This window comes from Streptomyces sp. ITFR-21, from assembly GCF_031844685.1.
In the GTDB taxonomy this organism is placed as follows: Bacteria; Actinomycetota; Actinomycetes; order Streptomycetales; family Streptomycetaceae; genus Actinacidiphila.
In genome coordinates, this window is sequence record NZ_CP134605.1 from 3,719,984 (window position 1) to 3,745,290 (window position 25,307).

The following is a 25,307-nucleotide window of genomic DNA, read 5'->3' on the forward strand; positions in this document are numbered from 1 at the left end:
TCCTCAGTGGAGTTGGGCGGCTGCGTAGCCGCCGATGGCGATGACGAGGGCGGCCGTGGTCATGACGGGCCGCAGGGCTCGCCGGTCGATGCGCAGGAGCCAGAGGGCTGCGGTGACGGTGGCGGTGAGGAAGAAGGCCAGGGCGAACGTGGTGACCACGGGTACTCCCGGGGCGCGTGCGGTGTGGTCGCGCGCGGGTCTGCTCGCCGGGTCTGCACGCCGCGCGGGGCGGGGTGCTCGCCGGGGCTCGCCGGTCTGCGGGCTGCGGGCGGCAGCCTCAGCCGGGGCCGTGCCGGGATGGCACGGCCGCGACTGGGGTTGCCGGTCAGCCGGTGATGCCGTCGTCGGCGGCGGTGCCGGTCTCTTCCTCGCGGGACAGGACGGCACCCCAGCTGCGGCGGACGCGCTCCTCGCTGCCGACGAATCCGTGCTCGCGGAAGACGGTCTTGGCCTGCCGGTAGGACAGCGGCGGGTCGTCGTGGTGGCGCAGCCACCGCAGGACGACGGCCAGCTGCTCGTCGTCCAGCGCCTCGCCCGGGACAGGCACGGGCACGCCCGCGACGAGGGCGAGCTCGGCGAGCGTCACGCCCGGGACGGGTACCGGGACGGGTACCGGGACGGCCGGGACGGCCGGGACGGCCGGGACGTGGTCCGGGACGGTGGGTGTCCCGGCGGGTGTCCCGGCCTCGTCCGGCTGGGCCGGGCCGGGGGTGCTGGCCTGCGTGACGGCATCCGGGACACCCGCCCCGCCGACCGTCCCGCCGACCGTCCCGGCCTCCGGTTCGGGTGCGGCCTCCAGGGCGGGCGCGGCCGGTCCTTCCAGGCTGCCCGGGACGCCCGGGACGGGTGCCGGGACGGTGGGCGTCCCGGGCGTGACGGTGGGCGGGACGGTGAGCCCGTACATGGCGCCGAGCGCGGTGTCGGCGGACTGGATCGTGCGGGCGCGCTGCACGGTGACGAGGCCGTCCCCCAGCTCCATGTCGTCCGCTCCCACCCGCCGGGCGAGCTTCCACGCCCGCCGCTCGGCCGACCGGCGCTCCTTCAGGTCGGGGTGGTGGGCGGCGACCGCCCACTCGTAGGCCAGGCGCCGGGTGGTCTCGGCGGTGCGCCGGCGGGCCTCGACATCGACGCCGCTGGTGCGGATGACGATCCGGCGGGCGATGAGCCCGCAGCCCTCGGCGGCCACGCACATCGCGACCGAGGAGATCGCGTAGACGGCGGTCTGGGCGGCGCCCTGGGCGACGGTGGCCCCGATGACGGCGGCGGCCGTCGGGAGCAGCCACAGCGCCACGCGGACGGTGCGGGGGGCGGTCTGGCCGAGCATGATCAGGGCGACGTAGGCGCCGGACAGGATCAGGGTGGCGCCTTCGCCGCCGGCGACCGCGCCGAGGGCGGTGCCGGAGCGGTGGAACGCGGCGCCGAGGTTGGTGTAGGTGCCGTAGGCGCCGGCGGCGCCGATGGCGAGGATCCCGGCGGCGGTGACGCCGAGGATGATCGCCTGGGCGAGCGTCAGCGGGCGTCCCCCGGCGGGCAGCGGGCCGGGTACGGGCGGGCTGGTGGTCATCGAGGTGGTCCTCACAGGAAGTCGCCGCCGCTGTCGGGCAGGGTGTCGTCGGTCTCGGTGACGGTCAGGTCGGGCACGTACTTGCGGATGCGCCCGATGCGTTCCTCCGCGAAGCCGGGGGCGTTGGTGGAGAACTCGTCCAAAAATTCGCCGCCGGGGCCGGTGACGCGGTACTTGGTCATCTGGAGTGCCATGAGGGTCCTTACGGGGGTGGGGTGGGGCGGGGGCGGGGCGATGCCCGGCCCCGCGGCGGGTGGGGTCAGCGGCGGCGGATACCGCGTTCGCGGTCGCGCTCGGCCTGCTGCCACTGCTGGGCGGCACGGTCGGCGGAGCGCGCGTTGCAGTGGTGGCGGCGGGACCGGGCGGCGGAGGCGCGCTCGTCGCGGGGGGTGGCGTGGCCGCCGAGCCACGCGAACAGGCCGCCGCTCACCGCGTCCCGGTCCCGCGGCAGGTGGTGCAGGTCCGCCAGGTGGTGCGGTGGGCGCCGCGGCCGGAGGTGTCCTCCGTGCGCCCGCCGGTGCCGTCGCAGTCCGGGCAGGGCCGTGCCGCCACGGGCAGCCAGTTCGCGGCGCTCACCGGCCCTCACCCGCCCCGGCGCTGCCGCCGTCCCGGACGGCCTCGCCGGCCAGGTCCTGCCACACCTCGTAGTCGACCGGGGCGGCGTCGATGCCGCCCCGGATCGTCTCGGTCATGGCGGCGAGGTGGGCCTGCAAGTTTCTGGGGCTGAGGTCGACGATCACTTGGGCCGCGATGCGGACCGTGGTGGCGCGGTCGGCGAGCAGTTCGTCGCGCCGCTGCCGCCGCTCCAGGATCTCCGCGAAGTCACCGCTGCGGGCGACCCGCGGAACGGTGAGGGCGTCACGGATTGCGGTGAGGAAGGCCAGGACGTCGCTGGACAACGTGGGCTCGCCCGCGGGCGCCTGGGTGGCGTCTCGGGTGCCCTTCGCGGCGGCGGTCTCGGCGTCGTGGTCGGCGAGCAGTTCCTCGGCGAGCTGTGCGGACTGGCGGCCGTGACCGCCGAGGACGAACAGGTCGGTCAGCCGCTCCAGCGGCGTCCCGGCGGTCACCGGGCACCGGCCAGCTGGCGGCCCTGGCGCAGGGCCTCGTCCGGGTCCGGGTCGGAGTCGTCCGGGTGGTCCGTACCGAGGGGCTTGAGAGTTCCGGCGCCGGCCGGGACCAGGGCGCGGTTGGCGAACGACCAGTGGCCGGTGTCGGCGGGCACCTCGCGGGTGTTGCGCATCAGGCGGTAGTGGCGACCCACGGCCTGCTTCGCCATGACGCGGAGCAGGCCGCCGACGCGGGGGCCGAACTCGATGCGCTCGCGGTAGCGGAACAGCGCAAGGAATGTCTCCTGCACCAGGTCCTCGGCGAGGTCGTCGTCGCGGGCGCTGAGCCGGCCGATGATGGTCCACCGGACCATGGCCCGGTGCTCGGCGTAGGCGGCGGTGAACAGCTCGTTGAACAGCTCCTCGGTGGTCTTCGGCGGGCACTGGTGGCCGGAGCTGAGGGGGCCCTTGCATTCGGGGCAGATCGTGTCCGCGTTCGCGGCGGGCGGGGTGCTGTCGGGCAGCACGTGGCGCATGGAAGAATCCATGATCAGCCGTCTCCTTGCTTGTGTCAGGGAGTTCGGTCAGGCCCTTGCCGGGGTGTAGGAGCCCCGGCTTGGGCCGTCTTCAGTTGTGGGGTGTAGCTACGCGGGCTTGGGGGCCTTCTTCTGATGTGCCTTGATGGCCTGGTTGACGCTGGAGCGCTCGATGCCGAGCGCTCGCGCTACTTCGGCCTGGGTGCCGAGTTCGGCGACTCCGTCCAGCAGGGCCTGGGCCCTGGCTGCGGTGGCGAGTTGGTATGCCGTCTGGGCCTTCTTCTGGTCCTCGACGGCTTGGTCATGGCGCTCTTTCCAAGTGGTCACGTCCCTCCTAGTACCGGAGGTGCTGGCGCTTCCACAACTGTAGGTACCCATTCCTACGTTTGTCAATACGGGTACCGACATCAGGCCGCGTCGCTATCGGCGTCACCGCCCGCCGGCCGGTACGCCCGTTGCTCCCGATCTCGGCGGCACTGCTTGCACTGCCGCGCCAAGGTGTCGGGGCGCAGATAGGTGTTGCCCTCATCGAACGGATGGCCGTTGAGGCAGTGCGTCCGACTCGCAAAAGTCAGGTGGGAGCGGTGCTGGTTCTCCAGCGGGCTGACCGCCTCTAGATGATTGAGTCCAAGGGTTGGGGTCACGGTTAGTGGTCGTAGGCGGTCAGGGATCGCTTGATGGGTTGCCCGGTTTTGTCGTTGAGCCAGATCGCGGCGGTCAGCGCGAGGACGCGGGACAGGACTCGTGCGGTGACGCCCGCCGGGCTCTTGCCGCCGTGCCGTTCCAGGTCGAGCTGGCCTTTGAGGGTCTGGTTGATCGACTCGATGGTCTGTCGCAACGGTTTGAACAGGTGCGCGCCGGGCCGTTCGGGTTCGCCCTTGCGGGCCGGTCGCAGCAGGTGCAGGTGACGTTCGGTGAGGTCGTGCTCGAAGTCGTGTCCGTAGTAGTTCTTGTCGCCGATGATCGTCTGGCCGGGGTGGGAGGCGGCCACGTCGGGTGCGGTGTCGAGCATGTCGCGCAGGGTCTCGCGTTCGTCGGCCTTCGCGCCGGTCAGCGCGAACAGGACCGGCAGGCCGCCCAGCGTGCACACCAGGTGCAGGCGCAGTCCCCAGAAATACCGGGAGTGCGACGCGCAGTAGCCGTACTCCGCCCAGCCGGCCAGGTCCGACCGTTTCGCGGTCTCCCGCGAGCAGCCGCAGCCGACCGGTGTGGAATCGACCACCCACACGTCGTCGGTCCACAGCGAGGTGTCCCGGGCCAGGATCCGGATGGTGCTGGTGAGCAGGGACGATGCGGCACGCAGTCGCTTGCCGTAGCCGGAGGGCTGGGGCACGTAGGGGAACATGCCGCGGAAGTCGCGGTCGACGCGGCGCAGCCACCGCCGCTCGGAGGTGTACCCGAGCAGCGCCGACATCACCGCCAGAGTGACCAGTTCAGCATCGCTGAGCGTAGGCGCGATCCCCACCTTCGGCCGCCACGGGGCCAGCCCCGGCGAAGCCTTCAACTCATCATCGATCCGGGCATAGAGTGCAGTCGCGAGGGTGTCCAGGTTTGTCTTCACACACCGACCATGGGCGCCCTCGCACCATGTCCGCAGGCGAACCCTTGGACTCATTCATCTAGGTGGTGCGGGTTGATGCACCGGCGGTGCAAGCACTTCAAGCCGCCAGCGCAGGTGACGTCCTCGTTGTGGCATCGGTGGTCGATCAGCATCCCCTCGGGGATGGGGCCGACGAAGTGCGCGTAGGCCGCACGGTGGGCGTAGAGCATCTTGCCTCGCTTACCGCCCGAGCCGATGGTTCCGTAGCCCTTGTTGTTCAGGTGGGCCGTCCAGATGATGCAGCAGTTCGGTCCGGCTGCGACTTTCTCCAGCAGCCGGTCCACGAGCGGTCGGGTGCGGTCGAGCTTCGTGAAGGTGCCGGCCTTGACGGCCTGCTTCCGCGTGCGGCGGTAGCACCTGCCGCACATGCCACGAGCGTGCGCCGCGTCAAACGCCTCGCCGCAGGCAATGCAAGTCGCGGCTGCGAACACGAGAGCGCCCCCGAGGTGGTCGGTCATGCCATCTCCTGTTCCAGTCGCTGCGGGCCCTCGAACTGGTCCTGGGCCGCCCGGAGTTCCATCCACCGGTCGGGGCCCCAGGGCGTCCGGCACCACGAGCACGTGGCGACCGTCTCTCCGGGCGGGAGCCTCACGACCGAGCCGCAGAGCACTCCGTCCACCGCCGTCGCGCAGTACCCGAGGCGCCGGTCCCGCTCCGGCGGGCTGATCATGCTCAGCACGCCGTGCTCCAGGTCGCGGATCTCCCGGGCGAAGTCCCCCGCCGCCGGCCACGATGCGGCGATCCACTCGATGCTCGCCGCAAGCCGGCTGGCCGCCAGCTGCAACCGCGTCTCGATGGAGCCGCGGACCACCGGCACACCCCACCCACGGTCCTCCGCCAGGGCGGCGTGCCAGTCCTCCAGCGTGCCGACGATCCCACCGGGCCCGCGCAGGTCCAGCAGCTCCACCGACATCGGCAGGGGCGCCTCAGCCGCCCCCGAGCCGCCCGAGTCCAGGCGCGGCGGGCGGGAGGCGGGCGGCAGCAGCATCTCCAGCGCCCGGTAGAGGCGCGGCGCCCGGTGCAGGCGGTTCAGCGTCGCCCGCGTGCACCCGGAGCAGAGCCGGTACTCCTCAAGCTCCGGGCCTTCACAGAGCAGACAACGGTTCACCGCCGGGCCTCCAGCGCGGACACCTTCGCCTCGATGCCGTCGAGCGCGGCCTGGGCCTCGGCGAGGGCCTGTGCGTCGGCGCGGCGGGCCTTCCGGCGGTCGTACACCCCGGTCACCCACCAGGCGGCGAACAGCAGCACCTCGCCGAGGGCCGCCCCGTCGGTCAACAGCGCGATGTCGTGGGCGCTCACGGCCGGGCCGCCATGGCCTCGCGGATCCGGTCGGCGAGTTCGCCGGTCGTGAGGTCGTCCAGCTCGGCGGCTTCGTCGAGTTCGGCCTGCACCCGGGCGAGCGCGGCCTCGGCCTGGTCGGCGCGCTGGCGCTCCGGCTCGCGGGCGGCGTCGAGTACGCGCTGGATCGACTTGTCGGCGGTCGAGAGGGCGGTGGGCTGGCTCATGGTGATGTCTCCTTCGGTGTCCGTCTGGTTGTCCACAGGTCCGAGGGTTATGACCTGCGGGTTGTGGATTGTGGGGTGGGTTTCTGTCCCGTCGGCTGTCACCCATCGGCCGCGCATGTAGCGGAGACCGCAGCAGGGGCACGGGTCGGTGACGTCACAGCGGTCGCACTCGGCATGCCCGGGGCAGGCGGCCGTGGGTGTAGCTACACGGGCGGCCTGGGCGCGGAGCTTCGCGGCGTGACGCCGGGGCAGGCCGCGCCGGCGGGCGGCGTCCATCTCCGCGCGGCGCCTCTTCGCCGCCTCGATCCGGCGGGCGGCATCGGCGATACGGATCTGCACCAGGTCGTTGACGTTCACAGCGGCCTCGGCTCGGGCTGGGCGCGCAGCCTCTTCACCGCGGAGCTGATCCGGCCGGCGCCGATTGCTCGCTGCTGGGCGTGCGTCGCCGCGCGGACCATCGGCTTCGCCGTCGAGTAGGGGGTGTCGGTGATCTCGATCCAGTAACCCCCGTCGTCGTAGGCGCTGTCTCCGGCGTAGCAGTGGGCCAGCCGGTGCACGGCCTCACCGACTGGCGTGCCGCCCGCGCCGTGGATGTGCCAGTGGCAGCACCACCGACACCAGACACGGAGGTCCGTGCCGTGCTCTTTGCGGTCCAGGAAGCCGTAGAGGACGGGGACGCCTTCCATCTCCCGGGGACAAGGGGGGGACAGGGGGACAGGGGGGGACACTCGTTTCGGTCCCGAACTTTCGCGCGTCACGCGAGTCATGATTTTTCTTCCCTTCCCTTATATATCTGCTGGTCACAGCGTTGATTGAATATTTGATATGTGTAATGTGCATCGACATTGGGTCTTGGCGGGCGCCCAGGGGGGACATGTGTCCCCCCTGTCCCCCCTGCGTCAGGTTGGGCGCGACCGTCCTGGGCAGAGCTTTCCGTCGGCCTCGATGACCCAGTCGCGGAGCATGGCGAGGGTGATCCCGTCCGCGATGTGCTTCTTGTCGCGCCCGGGGAACTTGGTGCGGAGCGCGCTACGCGTTGCTGGGCCGCCCTGGTGGACCAACAGGGCCAGCCGGGTCGCTACTCGGTCGGCGCCCTTATCCGACCGGGTCTCCTCGGCTTCCAGCCGGGCCTGGTCAACGCGAACTTCTTCGACGATGCGGGCCTGAGTGCGCTTCTCCTGGTCTGCCTGGCGTTGGCGTTCGCTGTACGCGATGACCCAGTCCCGGGCGGCGCAGGAGGCGCGCCAGACCATCTCCGCCAGCTCCCAGTCCTCGACCGTGACGTGCAGTCGTCCGGCGAGGATGGCGAGCAACGAGGACACCTTGATCTTCATGACAGGCGCGTGGGAGTCGAGCGGCCCCGTGCCCTCCGGCTGCTTCTCGCCGCGAGCGTTGGCCAGGTCGACGCGCCGCAGCTCGGTGGTGATCTCCCGGTCGAAGGTGATGTAGGTGGGCGCCTTGATCAGCGACCCGCCGGGCAGTGAGATCGCGTCGCGCCAGGCCGTCAACTCCCCGGGCCAGTACGGCGCGTCGTCCGGGATCGTGGGGTCGGTGACGACTCCCCAGAGGAAGCGCTGCGGGGTGCCTTCGGCGGTGTCCTGGAAGAGCGGGGCCGCGGTCTCGGGCTGGAAGCCGACGAGCAGGCCCATGCTGTACGAACCGCCGGGGATGTAGCGGGTGTTGTCCTTGCTGGCGTTGGTCTGTCCGAGGGTCTGCCCTACGGCCGCGCTGCGGATCGTTTCACCGAGTGTCGACCCGGTGCGCTCCTTCATGAGCCTGGTGAGGGTGGCGCCCTCATCGACGTAGAAGAACGCGTTGTGCCGGACCTGGGCGCGGACTGTGACCGTGACCGGGTCGCCCTTCTTCGGACCGCTCTTGTGGATCTCCCCGGTCTCCTCCTCGACGGTGCCCATGAAGATCTCGGCCATGCCTTCACCCGAGCCGATGGGCAGGCCGTCACGGAAGTCCATCTCCGGCGGGGCGGTGATGAGTCGGCCGCCGACGCGGACGCCGGTGGACTTGCCAGTGCCTGATCCGCCGACGACGGCCACGAACAAGTTGAGGGAGACATAGTCGGCGATGCCGGTGTCGGCGCGGATGTGGTGGGGGACGATGCCCGAGAGGCGGGCCAGGGTGGAGTAGAAGGCCACGTCGGCGGAACGATTCCGCGAGTGCGCCGCCTGCCGGATGTGATCCAGCTCGGGCCTTGCCGCGTAGAACGCTGCCGGAAGCCGGCCGGGGATGGGCTTGGGTGCAGTGTCGGCGGGCGGTCCCTCGGGCTCGGGCACGCCCTCCTCGGCGTCGCTCCAGTCGACGTGCTGCCCATCATCGGGGGCGGGTGCGATAAGCGCCCGGAGTTCGGCCTCGTCGTCGCGCCGGGAGACCGGCGGCCATGGGTGGCGCGGCTTGGACATCCCCTTGTGCAGGCCCGAGTTGATCGCGGAGATCGCCCTGCTCTCCGGGTGGTTCCCGCCTCGGGCAGCGGAGAGCAGCGCTTCCCATGCCTCGCCTTCGCCGAGCCCTCCCGCGCCCACGATCGTGCCGATGCTGAAGGCGCTGGCGTTGATCTGGTTGTTCTGGTTGCCCTCGGGAGCGTTGACGATCGCGTCGCATTCGGCTTGCAGGGCATTGCGGGTGTACTTGTCGTACCGGTCTGCTGAGATGGTGACGCCCGCCACCGGTCGCGCCGGGGCGCTCCCACGGTCCTGCAACGCGGTCAGCAGCCACTCGGGTGCATCGACCGGTGGCTGTGCGGCGTCCTCCAGGGTGTAGACGGCGCCGCTCGCGTGCAGAGAGCCGGCCGCGATGACGTAGGCGTTGCCCGCGCGGACATCCCCGTCGAACTTGCCCTTGAGCGCGCCGAGGCTGTTGCCGAGCCGGGCGTCGGCCGGGGCCCAGTAGTAGTCGTGGTGTCCCTTGCCCGTCACCACCCGCATCGTGGGGGTGTGCTCGTGACCGAGGGCGTTGGCCACGTCCTCCAGGGCGCGGGGCCGGTCGCTGTCCATGACCACGAGCTGCTTGCCGTCTGGTCCCTGGCACCCGCCGACGAAGATGCCGACGTTGAAGATCCCGTCGCCGAACTGGCGACGCACCTCGGCCTGGTCCTTCGTGTTGCGGTAGGTGAAGGCGACCGCCGGGTGCTTGCCGCGGTCGGTGCACGTCGCCGGGTCGTGGAACTGGCCCACCCCGGCACACCTGGGCAGCGTCGGGTGATCCGCCTTGAAGACGGCGAACCCCTGCCCGGCAAGCCATAGCGCCCAGTTGAGGGCACCCTTCTGGGCGGCCGGGGTGTCGGCCACGGCGCTCACTCGTTGTCCGGGCCGAGGAGTTCACGGACGATGGCGGCGGCGCGTTGGGCTGCGGCGGCGGACCTGCGGCGGCGGAGGAGGTGCCGGGCGGTGGCCGCGACATCGGTGATCTCGTTCAGGTCGAGTCCCTGCGGGGCCATGCGTGCTTCCTTGAGCGCCGCGTCCAGCGTCCCGCTGAAAGCCGCCAACTCCTCATCGGACTTGGCTACCAGCGCCGCGGTGACCTTGTTGTTCTCGGTACTGCTGTTCACGTTCGTGCTCGTTTCTGCGCGGGCCCGGTGGTGGAGATGAAGCCGGGATGCGCGGCGCCGCCCCTCCCCGGACGGCGCCGCGCAGGGGGTCAGCTGTCCTTGGCCATGGCCAGGCGGTGCCGAACGAGAGCCAACTCGTCCAAGACGTTCGACAGGTCCACGGCGTTGACCATGACCGACGTGTCGTCGTCGATCGGCCGGGCTTCCCCGAGGGCGCGGTGCAGTTCCACCTCCTCCTCGCCGCTGAGGTAGGTGGTCACGGACGCGGCGCCCTGGGCGACCCGGGTGGCCCGGTCCTCCTCGGCGAGCTGGAGGACGAACGCGTGGAACAGGAGGTCCAGTGCTCGGGCCTGCTGTACCGGCGTGAGCTGCCTCCACGCGCGGTGGCCGATGGCGACGACGTCGACTCCGCTGGGCGTCTCGCGCAGGAGTTCGGCGCTGGCCTCGCGCACGGCCGCGATGAGACCGGTGGAGTCGCCGGCCAGGGTGACGATGTCGTCGAACGTGTCGTCGGTCATGCTGCTGTCTCCGTCCGGGTGGTGACGCTGCCGAAGGCGATGCGGATCACGGCCTGCTGTTCGACCGTCAGGGGCGGTGCGGCGTTGGCGTGGCGCTCGACCAGCCGCCAGTACGCTGCGCCGCCGGGCCGGGCCGGGCGGCCGGGCACGATGTCCCCGGCCGCCGCGGCCTTCGTGGTGGCGGTCACGACTCGGTCGGCTTCGCGTCGAGCTGGGCGCGCATCGCGGCCAGGCCGTCACGGAAGGCGGTGACGCGGGCGATGAAGGCGTCCAGCTGCGGGCCGTCCAGCACGGCCTCGTCGTCGTCCGGATCTCCGGTTCCGAGCCACAGACTCGTGCCCTTGTACCGGTCGTCCACGTACAGCTCGGCGTGCAGCAGGTAGGCGGGGCCCATGTCCATGCCGTCGGGCGCGTCCAGCAGAAGCCGCTGGCCGTAGTGCTCGGCCGACTGGGTCTCGGGCCGGCTCTCGCACTTCCCGGGCGCGCACCACGGAAAATGCCGCAGGGCCTTGGTGGCGGTCGTCATGCCGTCACCTGCTCCGCAGCCGGGGCGGCCTGGCCGAGCTGGGCGCGCTGTGCCTTGAGGCCGGTCAGGAACGTCTCGAAGTCGGCGATGAGCTCGTCGGCCTCGGCGGCGTCGTAGGTGGTGCCCTCGTCGTAGAAGGTGACGCTGATCTCCGTGTCGGGGCACATGTCGCGGACGTGGGTCAGCCGCGAGTGCAGCAGCGGCAGCTTGCGGTCACCGTGGCGCCCTCGCGCGGGCAGCTCGTTCAGCGGCCCCTGGTGCTCGGTGGCCGACGTGGCGTGCCGGATGCACTCACGGCGCGAGCACCAGGGGTAGTGGCCAGGAAGGACCTTCATGCGGTCACCCCCAGTTCGGCGGCGATCTGCCGGGCGGCGGTGAGGCGTTCCCCGATGCGCTGGCCGGCGGGGAAGAGCAGGCACGGCTCCGGGTCCGCGTCATACCAGCCGACGATGTCGACGTCGCTGAGAGCGGCGGGCTTCTTCGCCGGGTCGACCTCGACGATGACGGCGCCGAGCGCGGCGGCGATCCGCTGGATCTCCGCGTTGTTCTCGGCGAGGATCTTCGCGGCCCCGGCGGTGAACCTCTCCGCGAAGAGGTCGGCGGCCAGGACGGGGTCCGGGGCGCCCTCGATCCGCTTCACAATGCGGGCGGTGGCCGCATCCACGGCCGCGCGGGCGGCGGCGCGGTCCGCCTCCAGCGTGGCGATCCGCGCGGTGATGGGCTCGGTCTCGGCGGTCGCCTCGGGCTGGTTGTTCTGGCTGGGTGTCGCGCGGGGCGCCGTGGGAACATGGGGCATGGCAGTACCTGGTCCTGTGTCTACTTGCTGGTGGACGTACTGGTGTGCTGCTGGACAGGCGCCCCCGGCTGGTACCCGGGGGCGTTGTCGTTTCCGGTCGCGCTCTCGCGGATGGTGATGTCGGAGATGCGACATCCGAGACCCACCGCGATCTTCAGGAGCGTTTCGGGACGTGGCGAGCGACTGCCCCGCTCGATGCGGGAGAGGCCGGCTCCGCTGAGTCCGATGGCAGTGGCGAACCGGGCAAGGCTCACGCCGCGCTCGATGCGCATCTGCCGGATCTTCAGTCCGTTCGTCTGCACGGCTTCACGGTAGGCAATAACTGGCAATGAAGCAAGCATCGAGGCTCCGATGCCAGGAAACAAGCCCCTCACCTGCTGGTATCGACCGAAACGAACTAGGCATCGTTGCCGAGTTCGTTACCTGGAAGTACCGTTGAGCCGTTGCCAATCGTTGCCAGGAGGAGGAGTCGTGAAGTGGAACCCGGCGGACTGGGAGCGCCTCGGCCGCAGGATCCGAGAGCGCCGGGAGGGGCTCGGGTTCAGCCGCGAGAAGCTGGGCGCGATCGCATCGGCGTCGCCAAAGACGATCCAGAACGCCGAAGACGGGCGGGTGCCCACGCGCTGGCCGTCAACGTTCGGCAGGATTGAATCCAGTCTCGGCTGGCTCGCGGGGAGCTTTCGAGAAGTTCTCGACGGGGGCGAGCCAACCGAGTTGGACTCTGGACTGTTCGATGAGTATCTGTCTGCCGTGAAAGAGCCAAATGCTCCCACCTTGGAGCGGCGGGCGGAAATCCGTTCACGCCTGGAGCGTGGACATCACCTATCTGTGGTCGAGAGAATGACGCTCAGTGAAATGGGGCGGACAGAGCAATTTCCGGAAGAAATCGAAGTGCGGCTGCGTGCAGTGTTTGAATTTGGTCAACTATGCGAGAGGTATGGGGCTCCGTCGCAGCTGACAGCGGGGTATGACTACGCCGTAGCAGATCTGCTAGCGGCCCTCGTTGAAGCTAGGAAAGGGCGCGGTAGCGTGACTTCGCGGCCAGCCGGCTACCGGACTTCGACGGCGAGCCCGCATTCGTCTCAGTATCACGGCGGCGCCTTCTCTGGCGAGGTTTCTCAAGGCGAGGTCGCAAAATCGAGAGAACGTGGGGAGGGTCTTGACTTGGATGGGCGGAAGGTCGAACAGCGGGAAGCCTCCGACGCCGAGTTGGTTGAACGGCTCGTCCAAGAATCCGAAAGGGTCAGTACGCTGATCGAGACGCTAAAAGAAAAGCAAGCCACCGTCGCTCAGATTTATCAGAAACTGGCGGCCTTGGACGATCCGAATTAAGGCGTCCGCTTCCATTCGAACTCGATGCTTTCCATGTCCTGATACGACCCGTCGGGCATCCGTCCGCGCCGGCCGGGCCTGATCCGCACGGTGACCAGGGCCCGCAGCACGTTGCGGCGCTGCTCCAGCTCCATGCCCTTCCACACCGCCCACGGGTCCGCCGTGCCCACCAGGTCCACGAGCGGATCCTTCGACGCGGCGGCGGCCAGCTGCGCCAGCACGGTCGACAACTGGGCGTTGATCACGCTGGAGCCCTCGGCCAGCTGCGAGGCATCGACCAGCCCGGACCCGAAGGCCGAGGCCAAAGTGGTCAGCCGTCCGCGGAGCTCCACCTGCTGGGCCTGCAGCTCCGCCACCGCACTCTCGTCGGCCAGGGGCAGCAGCAGCCCCGCCGCATCCGGGCGCGACAAGCGCTCCAGGATCACATCCCGCACATAGTCGTCGAGGACATCGGCCCGGCGGGTGACCTGCCCGAGCTGGCACCGGTACGCCGGCCGGTGGTCCTTGTTGCCGGTGCCGGAGACCTTCATCGGTCCGGGGCAGAGGCAGCCCTCCTTGCCGCACTCGAACAGCAGCGATCCGAGCCACCTCGGCCGGTTCCCTGGAGTCGTCCGCCGCGCGGGGTCTTCCAGGACCGCCACGGCCGCCCGCCACGTCGGTTCGGGCACGATGACGTCCCACTTGCCCCTACCGACCGGCTGACCCCGGTAGATGACGATCCCGGCGTTCCTCGGCCGCAGCAGGATGTCCCGCCACTCGATCGTCCCGATCGGGTTCCCCATCGTGGAGACCACGCCCTTGTCGGCGAGCAGCTGCACCCAGCCGCGGAGGGACTTGCCCGCGATGATGTCCTCGGTGGACTCCAGGACGAGGGCCGCCTCGCCCGGCACAGCCTTGTCGTAGTCGAGCACCGGCACTTCGATCTCGTCACCGGTCTTCTTGTCGGCCACGACGCGGGTTCCCCCGGTGGGCAGCCCCCAGCCGAACGGGCGGATCCCGCCGGCCCACTCGCCTGCCTGTGCCTTCTGGAGCCGGGCGCGGGCGACGCGTTCGCCCTTGTGCTCGGACTCCTGGCGGGCGACCGCGCCGAGCATGCGGGCCACCATCCGGCCGGACGGTGTGGCGAGATCGAGTTCGCCGGCCTGCACGGTATGGGTGGTGATGCCGCGCCGCTCGCAGAGGCTGATGTACTCCTCCAGCTCAGTGGGGGAGCGGTGCAGCCGGTCGGTGTGCCAGCAGATGACGACCGTGGCGGTGCCCGCATCGAGGTCGTCGAGCATCCGCCGGTACCCGGGGCGCTTCTTCCCGCTGAACGCCGAGATGTCGTTGTCCGGGTAGACCCTGACGACCTCGAAGCCCATGCGCTCGGCCAGGGCCTCGCAGTCCTCGCGCTGCCGCTCGACGCCGAGGCCGGCCCCGGTCCGGTCCTGGCTGATCCGGACATAGATCACTGCGCGGATCTGCTGTCCGTCGGGGGTCTTCATCGGCCGAGCCGCCCAGACTCCACGCTGTAGGTCTCAACGCCCAGCCGGTTCGAGATTTCGCTGTACGCCTTCTGGAGGTCGGGATCGCGGTAGAGGCGGTCTTCCCTGAAGACGAGGACCGCGGCGGCATCGCCTCGTTCAAGTCCGGCGAGCATCTCCTCGTAGGCCGGCCGGTTGGCCGAGCGCCCTGAGCCGCCGTCGTCCTGGAAGACGCGAACGACCTGGTACTCGGCGCCCGGCCCGGAGAGCGATCCGGCGAGGGCGTACCCGTCTTGGATCTGTCGCTGGATAGCCAGAGGGTTGCTCCGCGCGACGTGCGCGTACACGTAGCAGCGGATTACCTGCGGCTCTGTACTGGCGTCGCCAGCCTGGGTGCTCTTCATGGTCTCAGTCTGCCGCAACAGGTATGCCCCAGTCCCGGTTTCGGGAAGACAACGCTGCTGAGCTGTCTGCTCGGCCTGGTCGACCCGGCTGCGCGCGTCGTGCTCGCCGAGGACTCGGCGGAACTGCGCCCCGACCACCCCCATGTGGTCCGGCTGGAGACCCGGCCGGCCAATCAGGAGGGCGCCGGCCAGGTCACCTTGCGCGACCTGGTACGGCAGGCGCTGCGGATGCGGCCCGACCGACTGGTCGTCGGCGAGGTGCGCGGGCGCGAGGTCGTCGATTTGCTGAGTGCGCTCAACACCGGTCATGAGGGCGGCTGCGGCACCGTGCACGCGAATGCCGCGGCCGACGTGCCCGCCCGGCTCGAAGCGCTCGGCAGCACCGCGGGGCTCGATCGTGCCGCGTTGCACAGCCAGGTGTCGGCCGCCCTGTCGGTTGTCGTCCACCTGGTACGGGACGGCTCCGGGCGCCGCCGCCTCGCCGAGATCCATGTCCTGCGGCGTGGCGCCGACGGACTGGTCACCACGGTGCCCGCTCTGGTCCGGGACGGACATGACCGCGTCGACCGCGGCCCCGGCTGGCAGCGGCTGGCTGCCCTGTGCGCGGCGGGTGTGCGATGAGCCCCGGACCGGCTCCCGCGGCCCTCGCCTGGGCGGCGGCCCTGTGCGCGGTGGCGCTGCTGACGCGCGTGCCCCGCCCCGGAGCAGGAGTGCGCCGCCGCGCGCTCCGGCTGGTGGGCTCGGTGGAGTTCCGGGCCGGGCGTTCGCCGGGGGAGCGGTTGCGCAAGCTGGATGCCTGGGCGCGGCGGGCGCTTGCCGGGCGCCCCGGGGTGCTGTGCCTGCCGGTAGGGCTGGTACTGGGATTGGCGACCGGGTCGCCGCTGCCGGTGGCGGCCGGGGTGCTGGGCGCGCCGCTGGTGGGACGGGCTTTGCGGAGACGAGCCGAGCGGGCCGCAGCCGACCGTGGGATCGCGGCGGTCGCCGCGCTGTGCGGGACGGTGGCCGGGGATCTGCGGGCCGGACGGCCGCCGAACGCGGCGCTGGCGGACGCTGTGGATTCGGCCGGATGGGCGAGAGGCCCCGAACTGGCCGGTGCGGCAAGCCTGCTGCTGTCGGCCGCCCGCTTCGGCGGGGACGTGCCGCAGGCGCTGCGGGCCGCCGCCCGGCTTCGCGAGGGCATCCTGGGGCTCGCCGCGGTCGCCGCCTGCTGGCAGGTCGCCGTGGACGGTGGCGCCGGGCTGGCCGCCGCTCTGGACCGGGTGGCCGCCGCGCTGCGGGCCGAGGCCGATCAACGGGAAGACCTGCGGGCCCAGTTGGCGGGCCCACGCTCCACGGCCGTGCTGCTGGCGCTGCTCCCACTGTTCGGGCTCGTCCTGGGCGCGGGGCTCGGCGCTCGGCCCTCGGCGGTGCTGCTGCACACCCCGGTCGGCCTGTGCTGCCTGGCCGCAGGCGCGGCCCTGGAGTGGGCGGGCCTGGCCTGGACGGCGCGCATCATCCGGGACGCCGAGGACGGCTCCGCCGTTGGACAGCGCGGGGCGCGAAAGGCGCAGCGGGAGACAGCCGAAAGAGTCCCGGCGGGGAGGGGGACGTTGTGAGGGGTGGAACGGGCTGGGCTGTCCACAGCCTGGGGACAGCCGGGGCGGTTCTGGCGGCGCTGGCCGCCGGGCTGCTGGCAGCGGGAGGGGCGCGGCAGCGGGTCGTGGGGATCCGGCGGCTGCGGAGCGTGCTGGGGACGCCGTGCCGGACACGGAGGCCGGCGGAGACGCTGCGGCGGCTGCGTGGGCCGCTGACGGGGTGGGGCCCGGTGGTCGCCGCGGGGCTCGGGGTCGGGGCGCTGATCGGCGGGCCGCTGGGCGTCCTGGCGGGAATCGGGACGGCGGCCGGAACCGGGCGATGGCTCAAGCGCCGTCAGAAGGCCGCTGGGCGACTCGCCGGCGCCGCGGAGGCGGGGGACGCGGACCTGCCGTTCTGCGCCGACCTGATGGCCGCCTGCCTGGCCGCCGGCGCCACGCCGGGGGAGGCGGCGGGGGCCGTGGGCCGCTGCTTGGACGGGCCGCTGGGAGAGGCGCTGATACGGGTGCGGGCCGAGTTGCGGCTCGGAGCGGAGCCGGCGGAGTGCTGGGACCGGTTCGGCCGGCTACCCGCAGCCCGGGAAATGGGCCGGTGCCTGGCCAGGGCCGCCACGACCGGGAGCGCACCGGTCGCGGAGATGGCCCGGCTGGCGGCCGAGTGTCGTGCCGCGCGCGCCCGTACGGCCCTGGCCCGGGCCAGGCGTGCCGCGGTTTTGGCCACCGCGCCGCTGGGCGCCTGCTTCCTGCCGGCGTTCCTGCTGGTCGGTGTCGCCCCGGTGGTGATGGGACTGGCCGGAAGGGTCCTGGGCGGCGGGGCGGACTGACCCGCCTCCGACACCGGCCTTTCGCGAAGCACGTCGGCTCTTGGCCCGCGCTTTCCCGACCAGCGCCAGTGCACCGCCGTATCGCCGAACGACTGCCTGACTGCCTGACCGCATGACCCGACCGGCGCCTGAGCCGGAACAACCGACAGCGGAACAACCGACAACGGGAGAAACCCCATGACGAACACGATGAACATGATCGACACGACGAGCACGACGAGCACGACGAGCACGGCAGGTCCGGTGGGGGCGAGCACGGCGAACGCGCCTCGCAGCACGCCCGCGACCCGGCGGGTGAAGGGCGGCGGGACCAGGACGGCGTGGGCGGCCCGGCGGGTGGGGAGGTGCCGGGCGGTGGCGGAGGCCGGGATGAGTACGGCGGAGTACGCCGTCGGGATTCAATTTATCTAGTGTTGTCAAGCGAAGGTGCTGGCCAATGGGCAAAGAGCTCTTCTGGCACATGAGTTACGTTGTACGTGTGGGCATCGCTGTCGAGCGCCTAGGCCGACGACTACGCCGCCTTGCAGGCAGGACCGAGTGGAGCATGAGCGGCAGGCTCGTGACTGGCGTGGCACCGCGCTGGACGCCTTGCCGCCCTCGCCAGGAGACGCCGCTCCACCGGGGGAGCAGGCCCGTGGTCTGGACGTTCCGGGTCAAAACCCTGACGAGCACAGGGCACTCGTGCCAACATCAACTCACCTGCAACGCTGGCATATCTGACCTCTCAGATCGGGACGATCGTGCAAATCGCCTTCTTTGATGCTGACTCAAATGAGCTTACGAGCAACAAGAAGGGGACCTTGTTTGAACGGTTTACGGCCAGGCTTGTGGAGATGTCTGGGTACCGAGATGTGCAGCTGCGTGCCAAGAGGTCGAGTCTCGAGTACGACATTGAAGCGACTTCATCACTCCATAGTCGCAAACTATTTGGTGAGGCCAAGGCGCATGAAGCGTCCATGTCGGGCAAGGAAGCGTCCGCATTTGTTGGCAAGCTCCTGCCGCTATCCCTGAGCGCTGGCGGAGTGGATGGGCTCTTTATCTCGACATCACCCTTCACTCCTGAAGCCAACGATTATTTGGAGAGCCTAAAAAGCTCCGGTGCTACTGTCGCTGGGATTACCTTGCGGACGTTGGCTGGTGATGAAATCCCCAGATTTCTGGCCGAAAGGGGGATCGGGATTCCCGAATCACATCTTCGCGACAAGGTCCAACGCGAAACCGGATTGCAAGCTTTTGATGCCTGGATCGTTGTCGCAGAGCGTGGCGACTTCTTCGTTTTGAGCTTGGGCCAAAATGTGATGTCGACTGCCACTGCGTTCTCTGTATTCTCGCTCGCGGGCGACTGGATCGCTATTAGCGATACGGAAGCCACCAGATTGTCGAATCAGGTTTCTGATCTTAAGGAGCTTAGGCTTCTCGCACCACAGGCGCCTCAGGTCAGGACTGATAATGAGGCCCAGACGCTTCCCGCCGTGGTGGCTGGATCCGGCTGGTTTGATTACAAGTTTCCCAGCCCGCCAGAATGTTTTATCGGTCGCGAGGCTGCATTGATCGAGATCGACAAATTTCTTGCTGAGATCAGCGGTGGATCGACGACATTGCGCGCGGCACAAGTACTAAGTCGTTCGGGTGTCGGAAAAAGTTCGCTCCTTCTCAAGGTCGCTGCGTCCGGCCGAGGTATCGCGGCTGTAACTGTCGATGGGCGAAACCTCCGCGTTCCGGCAGACTTGCGTCTGATTGCTGCGGAACTGGTCGAGCTCGTAAATTATTCTGCGGGGTCGGAAATCTCGATCCCAGCCAGACAGGATGACATTGGGGAGGCCTTCGCATCCGTCGGAAGGCACCTTGAATCACAAAATCAGCTAGCACTCCTGCAGGTCGACCAGTTCGAAGCTCTGCTGGCGCGGCCGGCAGTGTTCCAGGCAATCCTGGATCTTCTCATTGCTTGCACTAGCCTCAATTTGCCTATTGTTTGGATTATGGCTCGCAAAAACGACCTGGCGGCAACATACGACGAGGGTGCTGCCATTGATCTACTACAGATGAACCAGCTCAGCAGGCCTATCCGCCTCGACGATTTCAGCCCGCCTGAGGAGCGTGCGCTCCTTAACCGCCTGGCGAGTGAGCTTGGTGCTCCAGTGTCCCAGCCCCTGGCAGAGGCGCTCTTGACCTTCTCTGCTGGTTTCCCATGGCTTCTCAAGCGCGTCTGCGCTCACGTGATCAGCATGTCACGGGAAGGGGTTAGCCAAGCGAATCTGAGCCGGGGAGGATTGCGTGCTGAAGATCTCTTCAACGAGGATCTTGCGGGTCTCGAAGAGGGAGACAAGGCACTCTTGAAGACCCTCGCGGCAAACATGCCAAATACGGCAGGCGAGCTCTCTCGGCGTCTGGAGGGAGAGGTTTCTATTCAGCGCCTAACTCAGAATCTCAATGATTTCTTGGGCAAAAAGCTCCTGCGCCTTTCTGGTGATGTATACGACACCTACAATGACGTATTCAAAGCATATCTTCTCACCGATCGAATCCCCTTCCAGACGCGCTTCGTATTCCGCGTCACTCCTGGACCTGCTTTCGCGTTGCTTTCCAGGATCGCCGAAGATGGCCCAATGGACATGGGCAGTTTCACTACTCGAGTTGGAGGAAATGCCACTGCTACTTACAACAAACTAAGAGAGCTTCGACTTTTGGGACTCCTGGACCCCCAGCCGGGTCGGGTTGCCTTGTCCCCCGAGGCCGCAGCGGCTCTGGAATCGGATAGCCTCGGGGATTACCTGAGAAGAGCACTACGCAGTAACTCCCTCGTCGGCAGGCTTTTGGATCTCATCGCCAATGAGGATTCGGTTACCTTTGATGACATCTCGGAACTACTTCAGCGAGAGTTGCCTCACATCACCGCTAGCACAAGCACTTGGTCGACTTATGCGAGCGTCATGGTCAACTGGGTGAGATATGCGGGCCTGCTGGATGTTGAGGGTGACAGAGTTCGCTCAAAGGAGTCAGTATCGGACGAACTCTTGTTGCACCGAGCGTTCACGCGGGGAACCTTCTCCGCCGGGACTTTCCTTCCGTCGGTTCGGCCCAGCATGGTGAAGTCACTGCTTATCTACCTTCACGATGGCGCAAAGAGCGGGGAAGATATTCGCTCAAAGTTTGGAAGCAAGTCAAGTGCATCACTCATCCGGGACTCCCAGGCGCTTGGCCTGATTGATGGCCAGCCGGATGGGCTTGTGCTTTCGGCGCAAGGGCGGGCAATCGTCGGCAATCCAGATGAGCTGACCGAGAAAAGCGTAGCCATGCTCTGTTTGAGCAAGCAAAATGTTTCCGCCCTGTTGAGTGAGGCAGCGGAGGGGCCTGTGAGTATCGAAAACCAGCAAGCGATAGTAGCCCGGTTCGGCGTGGCTAACTGGGCAGAAGGAACTTGGAAGTGGCGCCTTGGCATCCTGAACGCCTGGTTGGTGGCCTCCGGGCAGGCAAAGTCTGGCCGCACGGGAATTCGGCTGTCAGTGTGAATTCCTGAACGTGACGCCAAGCGGGGCCGCCGCCAGTTTGTGTTGGTCACCAATGGTCGCGACCCGACATCCCGTCTAAGAGCCAGGTGGCGCTTTTGGAGTTCCGCTTCGGATCAATCAGTGCGGGTGATGCCCCGTCCTCTGACTCCAAGGAGCTGGCTGCTCAAAGTCCATTGAGTGCGGGGGACAGTCATGCCGGCTGACCCGCCAGGGTTGGGTGCGAGGCTGCTGCCGGAGGTGGGGGCGGTTCGGCAGGGCGCCCCGTGCCGACACGAGATCCGTCGCTTCGTCACTCGCCAGGATCCTTGCGATTGACCTCTTGCATCAGGCGCCTCCGTGCCTCCCTGGAGGCGATGAGGTCGTCCTGGGCTTCGGCCAGCTCCTCTTGAAGGCGGTCTCGTTCCTCACTCAGGGCGGCAAGTTCTCGGTTGCGACTACGAGCGTCTTCCTCCAGCACCCTGACGCGGGCAGCGACGTCTTCAGATGCCGCCGACTCCACCTGCTGCCCGAGCTTGCGCCGAAGCGCATCCCTGAGCTCATCTCGTTCCTTGACGACGGCTTTCAGCTCGGCTCTCGCGAGTTGGAGATCGACCGCGAGACTGCCTTGGCTCACCGCCGTGCCGGTCTCAGTACCTCGGTCGCCAGCGAGCTCCTGCTGGCCCCGGGCCTTGTCGATGTACTGCTTGATTTCCGGCTGATAGACGAGCCAGACGGATACCTCGGCCGCCCTTGCGACGGTGGCGCAAGTGATGGCCTGGCCGGCAGCCTTCATCTCATCGACGCGGGCAAGGACGCGGGCCCGCTTTTCCTGGCTGTCCTTGCGGCGCGCTTCGCGCAGGACGTCGGCTGGCCTGCGCTTGGCTTCGGCGCTCACTCGGCTGTCTCCTTCGGCGGCCCCAGGGTCGGAAGCCCCAGTGTGACGGTTCGAGCCTTGGATCCAGCGCGGACCTTGCGCAGAACCGCTGCGGCCTCCTCCACCTCCTGCCGCTCCTGGGGTGTCATGGCCTCCAGCCTGCGCTTCTGGTTCTCCCTCACGCCCTGGTATGCCTCGATCTGATCGTCGAAGTTGTTGACCACGAATTGGGCGACCCCGGCATCCAGGGCAGCCTCGCGATCGGCCTTGAGCGCCCGGATATGGTCCTCGATGGCCGGCAGATAGGACGGATCAGGCCGGTAGGACGGGCAGCCGGCGCACTGATGACGGATCGGGCAGGCAGCGCCGCCCGCCTTCACGTTGTTCGGCTCGATGCAGTTGCCCCAGGCCACGGCCACCGACCGCTGTTCGTAGGCAAGGTTGGAGGTCATGGGCGCCGGGTTGCCCAGACGGTCGGTGACATGCGCTCGCACGGCCTTGATCGCCTCCCGCTTCCGCTTGAGCGACACCTTGTAGTACCCGGACGTCGTGGTCGGGCTGACATGATCCATGAGGGACTGAAGGACGTCTTGGGGAACATCCGCGTCGGCGTGGCGCTGGCAGTACGAGTGCCGGAAGGCGTAAGGGATCACGCGCTTCCGCTCGAAGGGCTCAGGGGTGCCGTCGGGGCCGGATATCTCGGAGTCCAGGACGGGAATGACATCGGCCCAGTTCCTGATGAACTGCCAGATGTCGGTGGTGACAGGGTGGTCGTATTCGCCCTCCGCGGTGCGGGCCGGGAAGAGGTACTCACGGCTTCCCTCAGGGACGTTCATGGCCAGCCGGAGCTTCTTCCAGGCCAGGATGATGTCCACCGTCGACTGCGTGATTGGCAGGCGCCGCCGGTAGCGGCCGGCCTTGTGGTTGTCCCAGATGAGTTGCCAGTCCCCGCCGTCCTTCTCAAGGCAGTCCAGAAACAGACTGCCGATCTCGTAGGGCCGTCGGCCGGTATCGCGCAGGAGGAAGTAGAAGGTTCTGGCCATGGCCTTCACATCCTCGGTGGCCATGGCGCCATAGGGCATCCCCTCGCCGAGCTGGTCGACGTGCGCGTCCAGTTGCCGGATCACCGACTCCGGGATGTTCTTCCCGATCTGCTCCTCGTTCTCCTCGTCCCGGTAGGAAATGTTGTGGTCCCTGTGGCGTCCGAACTTCTGCGACAGGTCCTCCAGAAGGTCGTGGTTGCGCCCCCACTCAAGGAAGTCGAAGAACTTCGTCGCGTAGATCGCCTTGCTCTTCGACTTCAGCGGCGTGCCATCGGCTTTGGTCATCGCTTCGACGGACTTGATCACGGCAGCCATGTCGGTGAACTTCAGCGTGGCCGGATCGCTGCCCCCGCCGGGACGCTGGGCCAGCGTCTGGGACGCCAGGACGCAGACCCGGTAGTGGAACCAGAGGTCTCGGCTGACCGGATGCGTATCGGTGGCCCATTGCATGAGCAGGTCACGCAGCCACAGCACCTCGATCTTCCCAAAGTCCATCGTGCCGGGGTTGCGACGGCTCTTCTTGCGGTTGGAGTCCCGGCGCACGACCCCGACGGCGGTCAGGTCCCAGACGAGGTGGTCGGTCGGCTTGATGCCCTGGAACTCCTCCAGGGCGAAGCGCAGTTGATTCTGGATCTCACGCAGGAGGGCACCGCGGTTGCCGCCGTAGTTCCTCTCACCGGTCTTCGGCATGAGGAAGGACTCACCCGCCAGCGCGATGCTCGGCAGGTCCGCCAGGTGCCTGACCGCGAACCGGATCGGCGCTGGTTCGAGCTTCTTGCCGCGCAGGCCGCCCCGCTGCAAGACATACAGAAGCTCCAACCGAGCCAGCTCGCTCAGCGGGGCGAGCGAGAAGTCCGGGGCTTGGAGGTAGGGAGCCATGGTCCCCGCCCACGCTTTCCTTCCGGTCTCGCTGTCGGCCGCCCCTGTGGCCTTGCGGTGGTCCCGCCACTGTCTGCGGTGATCCGGGCACAGTTCGTTGATCGCGGTTCTCTGGTAGAGGCATCCGCCGACCGCGCACGACGGAAGCGCGGCGAAGGGCTCCTCGGTCTCTGCCCAGGAAGTGAGCTCCAGCTCGGGGCTGCGGCCCGAACGGTTCCTCCAACGGGCGTAGTGGGCAGCGCAGAGCCCATGCGTGGCGCTGTCGCGGCCGCAGTCGCCGTTCGCAGCCCAGCAGATCGCGGCGAACCCGTACATCCGGTTGCGGTTCGGTTGATGGCTGGTCTGGAACTCGGTCAGGTCGGGCTTCCCCAGGCGCTCGAAATCCCGCGAGCAGTCGGTGCAGAAGGTCCGGCCAACGGTGAGAGTGGGGCAGGCCGCGACGGTGCATTTGCGTACCGCGGTTAGGGGATTGGTTGGGTCTCCCCGGAACAGCATCAGCTCGTGCTGCCACTCGCCGCGGCGCCAGTCGCGATCGACGCGCTCGCAGAGCCACGCCGTCCACTCATCCACGCGGTCTGCGAGGCTGCGCTGGCGGGCCTCGATGAGCCTGGAGGGCGCGACGACGGTGGTCACTTAACGGCCTCCCGGCGTGCGGCGACCATATCGACGGCCTTCCGCTTCTCTTCGTCGCTGGCGTGGACGTAGGGGTTCATCGAGACCGGCGAGACGTGACCCATGAAGCCCTGCACAACGTCCCGCCCCACCCCTGCGCGGATCCACTCGGTGGCTGCGTAGTGGCGACACATGTGCGGATTCGCCTCGAACCCGGCCTGCTTGGCGAGACGCTTGAACAGCTCGTAGGTCGAGGGGTACTTCATCGCAGCCCCGAGCGGTGCGCGAAAGAGATTGACGAAGACGAAATCCGACCCCTCAGCCTCCGTTACCTCGTCACGCTCGTGCTGGTAGGCGGCATAGGCGCCGGCGAACTCCTCGTCCACCGGGATCCAACGCGGCTGCCGCGCTTTCGCTACCGCGCCGTTCGCGTTGTCTTCACGCCGCACAACATGGATGTGTGGGCCCACCACGGAGCATCCGACGGTCCGCGAGTCCGGCAGCAGGTGCATGTCCTCGCGCCGCATGCCCAGGGCTTCACCGATTCGCACGCCCGTGGCGGCCATCAGGTGCACCAGGAACCTGTCCCGTGCGTGCAGCGCGGAGGCGATGATGGCGTCCACCTGCGCACGAGTGAGCCACTCGTATCCGGGGACGGCGACTTTGAACTTGAGCTTGCGGGCGCTGATCGAGCGGAACTGCCCGTTCTCGCCTGGGTCGTGGGCGGGCGGAGCGAAGGTCAGCTGCTTCGGCTCCGTCAGCTTCGAGACAACGCTTGCCGGAGCGTAGTCCTGGAGCCCGCAGAAGCGAAGAAACCCGAACACGGTCGTCAAGATGGCGTTCGCCGTGCCCTTGCTCCGGTACCGCCGCTCGGTCGGCGGCTTCCGCCCCCGCGACGGAAGGGGCTCCTCGACCAGCCACGACTTGAACGAGCTGAGCTGGCGGAACGTCGGATCACCCCAGTCGACCCCGAACATCGCGCACCACGTGAGGTATTGGGCGACCCGGATCGCGTAGGTGCGTTGGGTGTTCACTGAGTCGCCTTCATCCCTGAAGGACGCGATGAACGCACTGGCGGCAGAGTGCAGCTCGTAGCGGTTGTCAACCACCACCCAGAAGGTCGTTCCGTTCCTCGGCGATACGGCCCTCTCGGCCTTGAATCTGAGA

The 25,307-nt window shown here is 68.5% G+C and carries 31 protein-coding genes and 1 pseudogene; 6 read left to right on the plus strand and 26 right to left on the minus strand.

All coding sequences use genetic code 11. The annotated features are described in order from the left end of the window. Nucleotides 1-3: 3 nt before the first annotated feature. From RLT57_RS16285 to RLT57_RS16385, 21 genes are all read right to left on the minus strand, one after another. On the minus strand, nucleotides 4-159 hold the full coding sequence (locus RLT57_RS16285) for a hypothetical protein (RefSeq protein WP_311298129.1): 156 nt from the start codon (nucleotides 157-159) through the stop codon (nucleotides 4-6). 166 nt (nucleotides 160-325) lie between these two features. After that, the gene (locus tag RLT57_RS16290; protein ID WP_311298130.1) at nucleotides 326-1,564 is read right to left on the minus strand and encodes a hypothetical protein; all 1,239 of its coding nucleotides are present in this window, start codon (nucleotides 1,562-1,564) and stop codon (nucleotides 326-328) included. A gap of 11 nt (nucleotides 1,565-1,575) precedes the next feature. After that, a complete protein-coding gene (locus tag RLT57_RS16295) occupies nucleotides 1,576-1,758 on the minus strand; it encodes a hypothetical protein (protein WP_311298131.1) in 183 nt (60 codons plus the stop codon). A gap of 65 nt (nucleotides 1,759-1,823) precedes the next feature. Beyond that, the gene (locus RLT57_RS16300) at nucleotides 1,824-1,994 is read right to left on the minus strand and encodes a hypothetical protein (protein ID WP_311298132.1); all 171 of its coding nucleotides are present in this window, start codon (nucleotides 1,992-1,994) and stop codon (nucleotides 1,824-1,826) included. Between the two features lie 142 nt (nucleotides 1,995-2,136). Beyond that, nucleotides 2,137-2,631, minus strand: coding sequence for a hypothetical protein (locus RLT57_RS16305; protein WP_311298133.1), 495 nt, complete (start codon nucleotides 2,629-2,631; stop codon nucleotides 2,137-2,139). Continuing rightward, nucleotides 2,628-3,158, minus strand: coding sequence for an RNA polymerase sigma factor (locus tag RLT57_RS16310; RefSeq protein ID WP_311298134.1), 531 nt, complete (start codon nucleotides 3,156-3,158; stop codon nucleotides 2,628-2,630). The genes RLT57_RS16305 and RLT57_RS16310 overlap by 4 nt, the downstream gene beginning before the upstream one ends. A 96-nt stretch (nucleotides 3,159-3,254) precedes the next feature. Beyond that, nucleotides 3,255-3,473, minus strand: a complete 219-nt coding sequence (locus tag RLT57_RS16315; protein WP_311298135.1) for a hypothetical protein — start codon at nucleotides 3,471-3,473, stop codon at nucleotides 3,255-3,257. Between the two features lie 319 nt (nucleotides 3,474-3,792). Beyond that, nucleotides 3,793-4,707 carry an IS982 family transposase gene (locus tag RLT57_RS16320; protein ID WP_311296332.1) on the minus strand — a complete coding sequence of 305 codons (915 nt, stop codon included), beginning with the start codon at nucleotides 4,705-4,707 and terminating at the stop codon, nucleotides 3,793-3,795. A 50-nt stretch (nucleotides 4,708-4,757) separates the two neighbouring features. Then, complete coding sequence (locus RLT57_RS16325; RefSeq protein WP_311298136.1) at nucleotides 4,758-5,204, minus strand: HNH endonuclease; 447 nt, start codon at nucleotides 5,202-5,204, stop codon at nucleotides 4,758-4,760. Beyond that, nucleotides 5,201-5,854, minus strand: a complete 654-nt coding sequence (locus tag RLT57_RS16330; protein ID WP_311298137.1) for a hypothetical protein — start codon at nucleotides 5,852-5,854, stop codon at nucleotides 5,201-5,203. Before RLT57_RS16330 ends, RLT57_RS16325 begins: the two co-directional genes overlap by 4 nt. Continuing rightward, nucleotides 5,851-6,045 (minus strand): hypothetical protein, encoded by a 195-nt coding sequence (locus tag RLT57_RS16335; protein ID WP_311298138.1) that lies wholly within the window; start codon nucleotides 6,043-6,045, stop codon nucleotides 5,851-5,853. The genes RLT57_RS16330 and RLT57_RS16335 overlap by 4 nt, the downstream gene beginning before the upstream one ends. Continuing rightward, nucleotides 6,042-6,608: a hypothetical protein gene (locus RLT57_RS16340; protein WP_311298139.1), complete on the minus strand. Its 567-nt coding sequence runs from the start codon at nucleotides 6,606-6,608 to the stop codon at nucleotides 6,042-6,044. Before RLT57_RS16340 ends, RLT57_RS16335 begins: the two co-directional genes overlap by 4 nt. Beyond that, nucleotides 6,605-6,937 (minus strand): hypothetical protein, encoded by a 333-nt coding sequence (locus RLT57_RS16345; RefSeq protein ID WP_311298140.1) that lies wholly within the window; start codon nucleotides 6,935-6,937, stop codon nucleotides 6,605-6,607. The genes RLT57_RS16340 and RLT57_RS16345 overlap by 4 nt, the downstream gene beginning before the upstream one ends. Nucleotides 6,938-7,150: 213 nt before the next feature. Then, nucleotides 7,151-9,550 (minus strand): bifunctional DNA primase/polymerase, encoded by a 2,400-nt coding sequence (locus tag RLT57_RS16350; protein ID WP_311298141.1) that lies wholly within the window; start codon nucleotides 9,548-9,550, stop codon nucleotides 7,151-7,153. A gap of 5 nt (nucleotides 9,551-9,555) precedes the next feature. Further along, nucleotides 9,556-9,810 (minus strand): hypothetical protein, encoded by a 255-nt coding sequence (locus RLT57_RS16355; RefSeq protein WP_311298142.1) that lies wholly within the window; start codon nucleotides 9,808-9,810, stop codon nucleotides 9,556-9,558. A gap of 89 nt (nucleotides 9,811-9,899) precedes the next feature. Next, the gene (locus RLT57_RS16360) at nucleotides 9,900-10,328 is read right to left on the minus strand and encodes a hypothetical protein (protein WP_311298143.1); all 429 of its coding nucleotides are present in this window, start codon (nucleotides 10,326-10,328) and stop codon (nucleotides 9,900-9,902) included. Further along, a complete protein-coding gene (locus tag RLT57_RS16365) occupies nucleotides 10,325-10,516 on the minus strand; it encodes a hypothetical protein (protein ID WP_311298144.1) in 192 nt (63 codons plus the stop codon). Before RLT57_RS16365 ends, RLT57_RS16360 begins: the two co-directional genes overlap by 4 nt. Further along, nucleotides 10,513-10,854: a DUF6907 domain-containing protein gene (locus RLT57_RS16370; RefSeq protein ID WP_311298145.1), complete on the minus strand. Its 342-nt coding sequence runs from the start codon at nucleotides 10,852-10,854 to the stop codon at nucleotides 10,513-10,515. Before RLT57_RS16370 ends, RLT57_RS16365 begins: the two co-directional genes overlap by 4 nt. Next, nucleotides 10,851-11,189: a DUF6907 domain-containing protein gene (locus RLT57_RS16375; RefSeq protein WP_311298146.1), complete on the minus strand. Its 339-nt coding sequence runs from the start codon at nucleotides 11,187-11,189 to the stop codon at nucleotides 10,851-10,853. Before RLT57_RS16375 ends, RLT57_RS16370 begins: the two co-directional genes overlap by 4 nt. Then, complete coding sequence (locus tag RLT57_RS16380) at nucleotides 11,186-11,650, minus strand: hypothetical protein (RefSeq protein ID WP_311298147.1); 465 nt, start codon at nucleotides 11,648-11,650, stop codon at nucleotides 11,186-11,188. The genes RLT57_RS16375 and RLT57_RS16380 overlap by 4 nt, the downstream gene beginning before the upstream one ends. A 20-nt stretch (nucleotides 11,651-11,670) precedes the next feature. After that, nucleotides 11,671-11,952, minus strand: coding sequence for a helix-turn-helix domain-containing protein (locus RLT57_RS16385; RefSeq protein WP_311298148.1), 282 nt, complete (start codon nucleotides 11,950-11,952; stop codon nucleotides 11,671-11,673). 169 nt (nucleotides 11,953-12,121) lie between these two features. Between RLT57_RS16385 and RLT57_RS16390 the strand changes: the two genes are divergently transcribed. Next, a complete protein-coding gene (locus RLT57_RS16390) occupies nucleotides 12,122-12,982 on the plus strand; it encodes a hypothetical protein (protein WP_311298149.1) in 861 nt (286 codons plus the stop codon). Here RLT57_RS16390 and RLT57_RS16395 read toward each other — a convergent pair. Further along, complete coding sequence (locus tag RLT57_RS16395; RefSeq protein ID WP_311298150.1) at nucleotides 12,979-14,466, minus strand: recombinase family protein; 1,488 nt, start codon at nucleotides 14,464-14,466, stop codon at nucleotides 12,979-12,981. The genes RLT57_RS16390 and RLT57_RS16395 overlap by 4 nt on opposite strands. Then, nucleotides 14,463-14,849, minus strand: coding sequence for a recombinase family protein (locus RLT57_RS16400; protein ID WP_311298151.1), 387 nt, complete (start codon nucleotides 14,847-14,849; stop codon nucleotides 14,463-14,465). The genes RLT57_RS16395 and RLT57_RS16400 overlap by 4 nt, the downstream gene beginning before the upstream one ends. Before the next feature lie 36 nt (nucleotides 14,850-14,885). Between RLT57_RS16400 and RLT57_RS16405 the strand changes: the two are divergent. The 5 genes and pseudogenes from RLT57_RS16405 to RLT57_RS16425 all read left to right on the plus strand — a co-directional run. After that, a pseudogene (locus tag RLT57_RS16405) lies at nucleotides 14,886-15,470 on the plus strand (CpaF family protein); the annotation flags it as partial. Beyond that, nucleotides 15,467-16,444, plus strand: coding sequence for a type II secretion system F family protein (locus RLT57_RS16410; protein WP_311298152.1), 978 nt, complete (start codon nucleotides 15,467-15,469; stop codon nucleotides 16,442-16,444). The pseudogene RLT57_RS16405 and the gene RLT57_RS16410, both read left to right, overlap by 4 nt. Next, nucleotides 16,441-17,244 carry a type II secretion system F family protein gene (locus RLT57_RS16415; protein WP_311298153.1) on the plus strand — a complete coding sequence of 268 codons (804 nt, stop codon included), beginning with the start codon at nucleotides 16,441-16,443 and terminating at the stop codon, nucleotides 17,242-17,244. Before RLT57_RS16410 ends, RLT57_RS16415 begins: the two co-directional genes overlap by 4 nt. A gap of 177 nt (nucleotides 17,245-17,421) precedes the next feature. Then, entirely contained in the window at nucleotides 17,422-17,655 is a 234-nt protein-coding gene (locus RLT57_RS16420; RefSeq protein WP_311298154.1) for a hypothetical protein, read from the plus strand. A 329-nt stretch (nucleotides 17,656-17,984) separates the two neighbouring features. Continuing rightward, on the plus strand, nucleotides 17,985-20,753 hold the full coding sequence (locus tag RLT57_RS16425; RefSeq protein WP_311298155.1) for a restriction endonuclease: 2,769 nt from the start codon (nucleotides 17,985-17,987) through the stop codon (nucleotides 20,751-20,753). 289 nt (nucleotides 20,754-21,042) lie between these two features. Here RLT57_RS16425 and RLT57_RS16430 read toward each other — a convergent pair whose 3' ends face one another. From RLT57_RS16430 to RLT57_RS16440, 3 genes are read right to left on the minus strand one after another with little or no spacing between them, the layout of a single operon-like run. Continuing rightward, nucleotides 21,043-21,627 (minus strand): DUF6262 family protein, encoded by a 585-nt coding sequence (locus tag RLT57_RS16430; protein WP_311298156.1) that lies wholly within the window; start codon nucleotides 21,625-21,627, stop codon nucleotides 21,043-21,045. After that, on the minus strand, nucleotides 21,624-24,161 hold the full coding sequence (locus tag RLT57_RS16435) for a tyrosine-type recombinase/integrase (protein ID WP_311298157.1): 2,538 nt from the start codon (nucleotides 24,159-24,161) through the stop codon (nucleotides 21,624-21,626). Before RLT57_RS16435 ends, RLT57_RS16430 begins: the two co-directional genes overlap by 4 nt. Further along, nucleotides 24,158-25,252 carry a tyrosine-type recombinase/integrase gene (locus RLT57_RS16440; RefSeq protein ID WP_311298158.1) on the minus strand — a complete coding sequence of 365 codons (1,095 nt, stop codon included), beginning with the start codon at nucleotides 25,250-25,252 and terminating at the stop codon, nucleotides 24,158-24,160. Before RLT57_RS16440 ends, RLT57_RS16435 begins: the two co-directional genes overlap by 4 nt. Nucleotides 25,253-25,307 lie beyond the last annotated feature (55 nt).

Excerpts from the sequence above, each read along its gene's own strand:
- RLT57_RS16290 (WP_311298130.1), bottom strand. The coding sequence starts at position 1,564 with ATGACCACCAGCCCGCCCGTACCCGGCCCGCTGCCCGCCGGGGGACGC.
- RLT57_RS16295 (WP_311298131.1), bottom strand. The coding sequence starts at position 1,758 with ATGGCACTCCAGATGACCAAGTACCGCGTCACCGGCCCCGGCGGCGAA.
- RLT57_RS16310 (WP_311298134.1), bottom strand. The coding sequence starts at position 3,158 with ATGGATTCTTCCATGCGCCACGTGCTGCCCGACAGCACCCCGCCCGCC.
- RLT57_RS16325 (WP_311298136.1), bottom strand. The coding sequence starts at position 5,204 with ATGACCGACCACCTCGGGGGCGCTCTCGTGTTCGCAGCCGCGACTTGC.
- RLT57_RS16345 (WP_311298140.1), bottom strand. The coding sequence starts at position 6,937 with ATGGAAGGCGTCCCCGTCCTCTACGGCTTCCTGGACCGCAAAGAGCAC.
- RLT57_RS16360 (WP_311298143.1), bottom strand. The coding sequence starts at position 10,328 with ATGACCGACGACACGTTCGACGACATCGTCACCCTGGCCGGCGACTCC.
- RLT57_RS16370 (WP_311298145.1), bottom strand. The coding sequence starts at position 10,854 with ATGACGACCGCCACCAAGGCCCTGCGGCATTTTCCGTGGTGCGCGCCC.
- RLT57_RS16375 (WP_311298146.1), bottom strand. The coding sequence starts at position 11,189 with ATGAAGGTCCTTCCTGGCCACTACCCCTGGTGCTCGCGCCGTGAGTGC.
- RLT57_RS16380 (WP_311298147.1), bottom strand. The coding sequence starts at position 11,650 with ATGCCCCATGTTCCCACGGCGCCCCGCGCGACACCCAGCCAGAACAAC.
- RLT57_RS16395 (WP_311298150.1), bottom strand. The coding sequence starts at position 14,466 with ATGAAGACCCCCGACGGACAGCAGATCCGCGCAGTGATCTATGTCCGG.
- RLT57_RS16400 (WP_311298151.1), bottom strand. The coding sequence starts at position 14,849 with ATGAAGAGCACCCAGGCTGGCGACGCCAGTACAGAGCCGCAGGTAATC.
- RLT57_RS16410 (WP_311298152.1), top strand. The coding sequence starts at position 15,467 with ATGAGCCCCGGACCGGCTCCCGCGGCCCTCGCCTGGGCGGCGGCCCTG.
- RLT57_RS16420 (WP_311298154.1), top strand. The coding sequence starts at position 17,422 with ATGACGAACACGATGAACATGATCGACACGACGAGCACGACGAGCACG.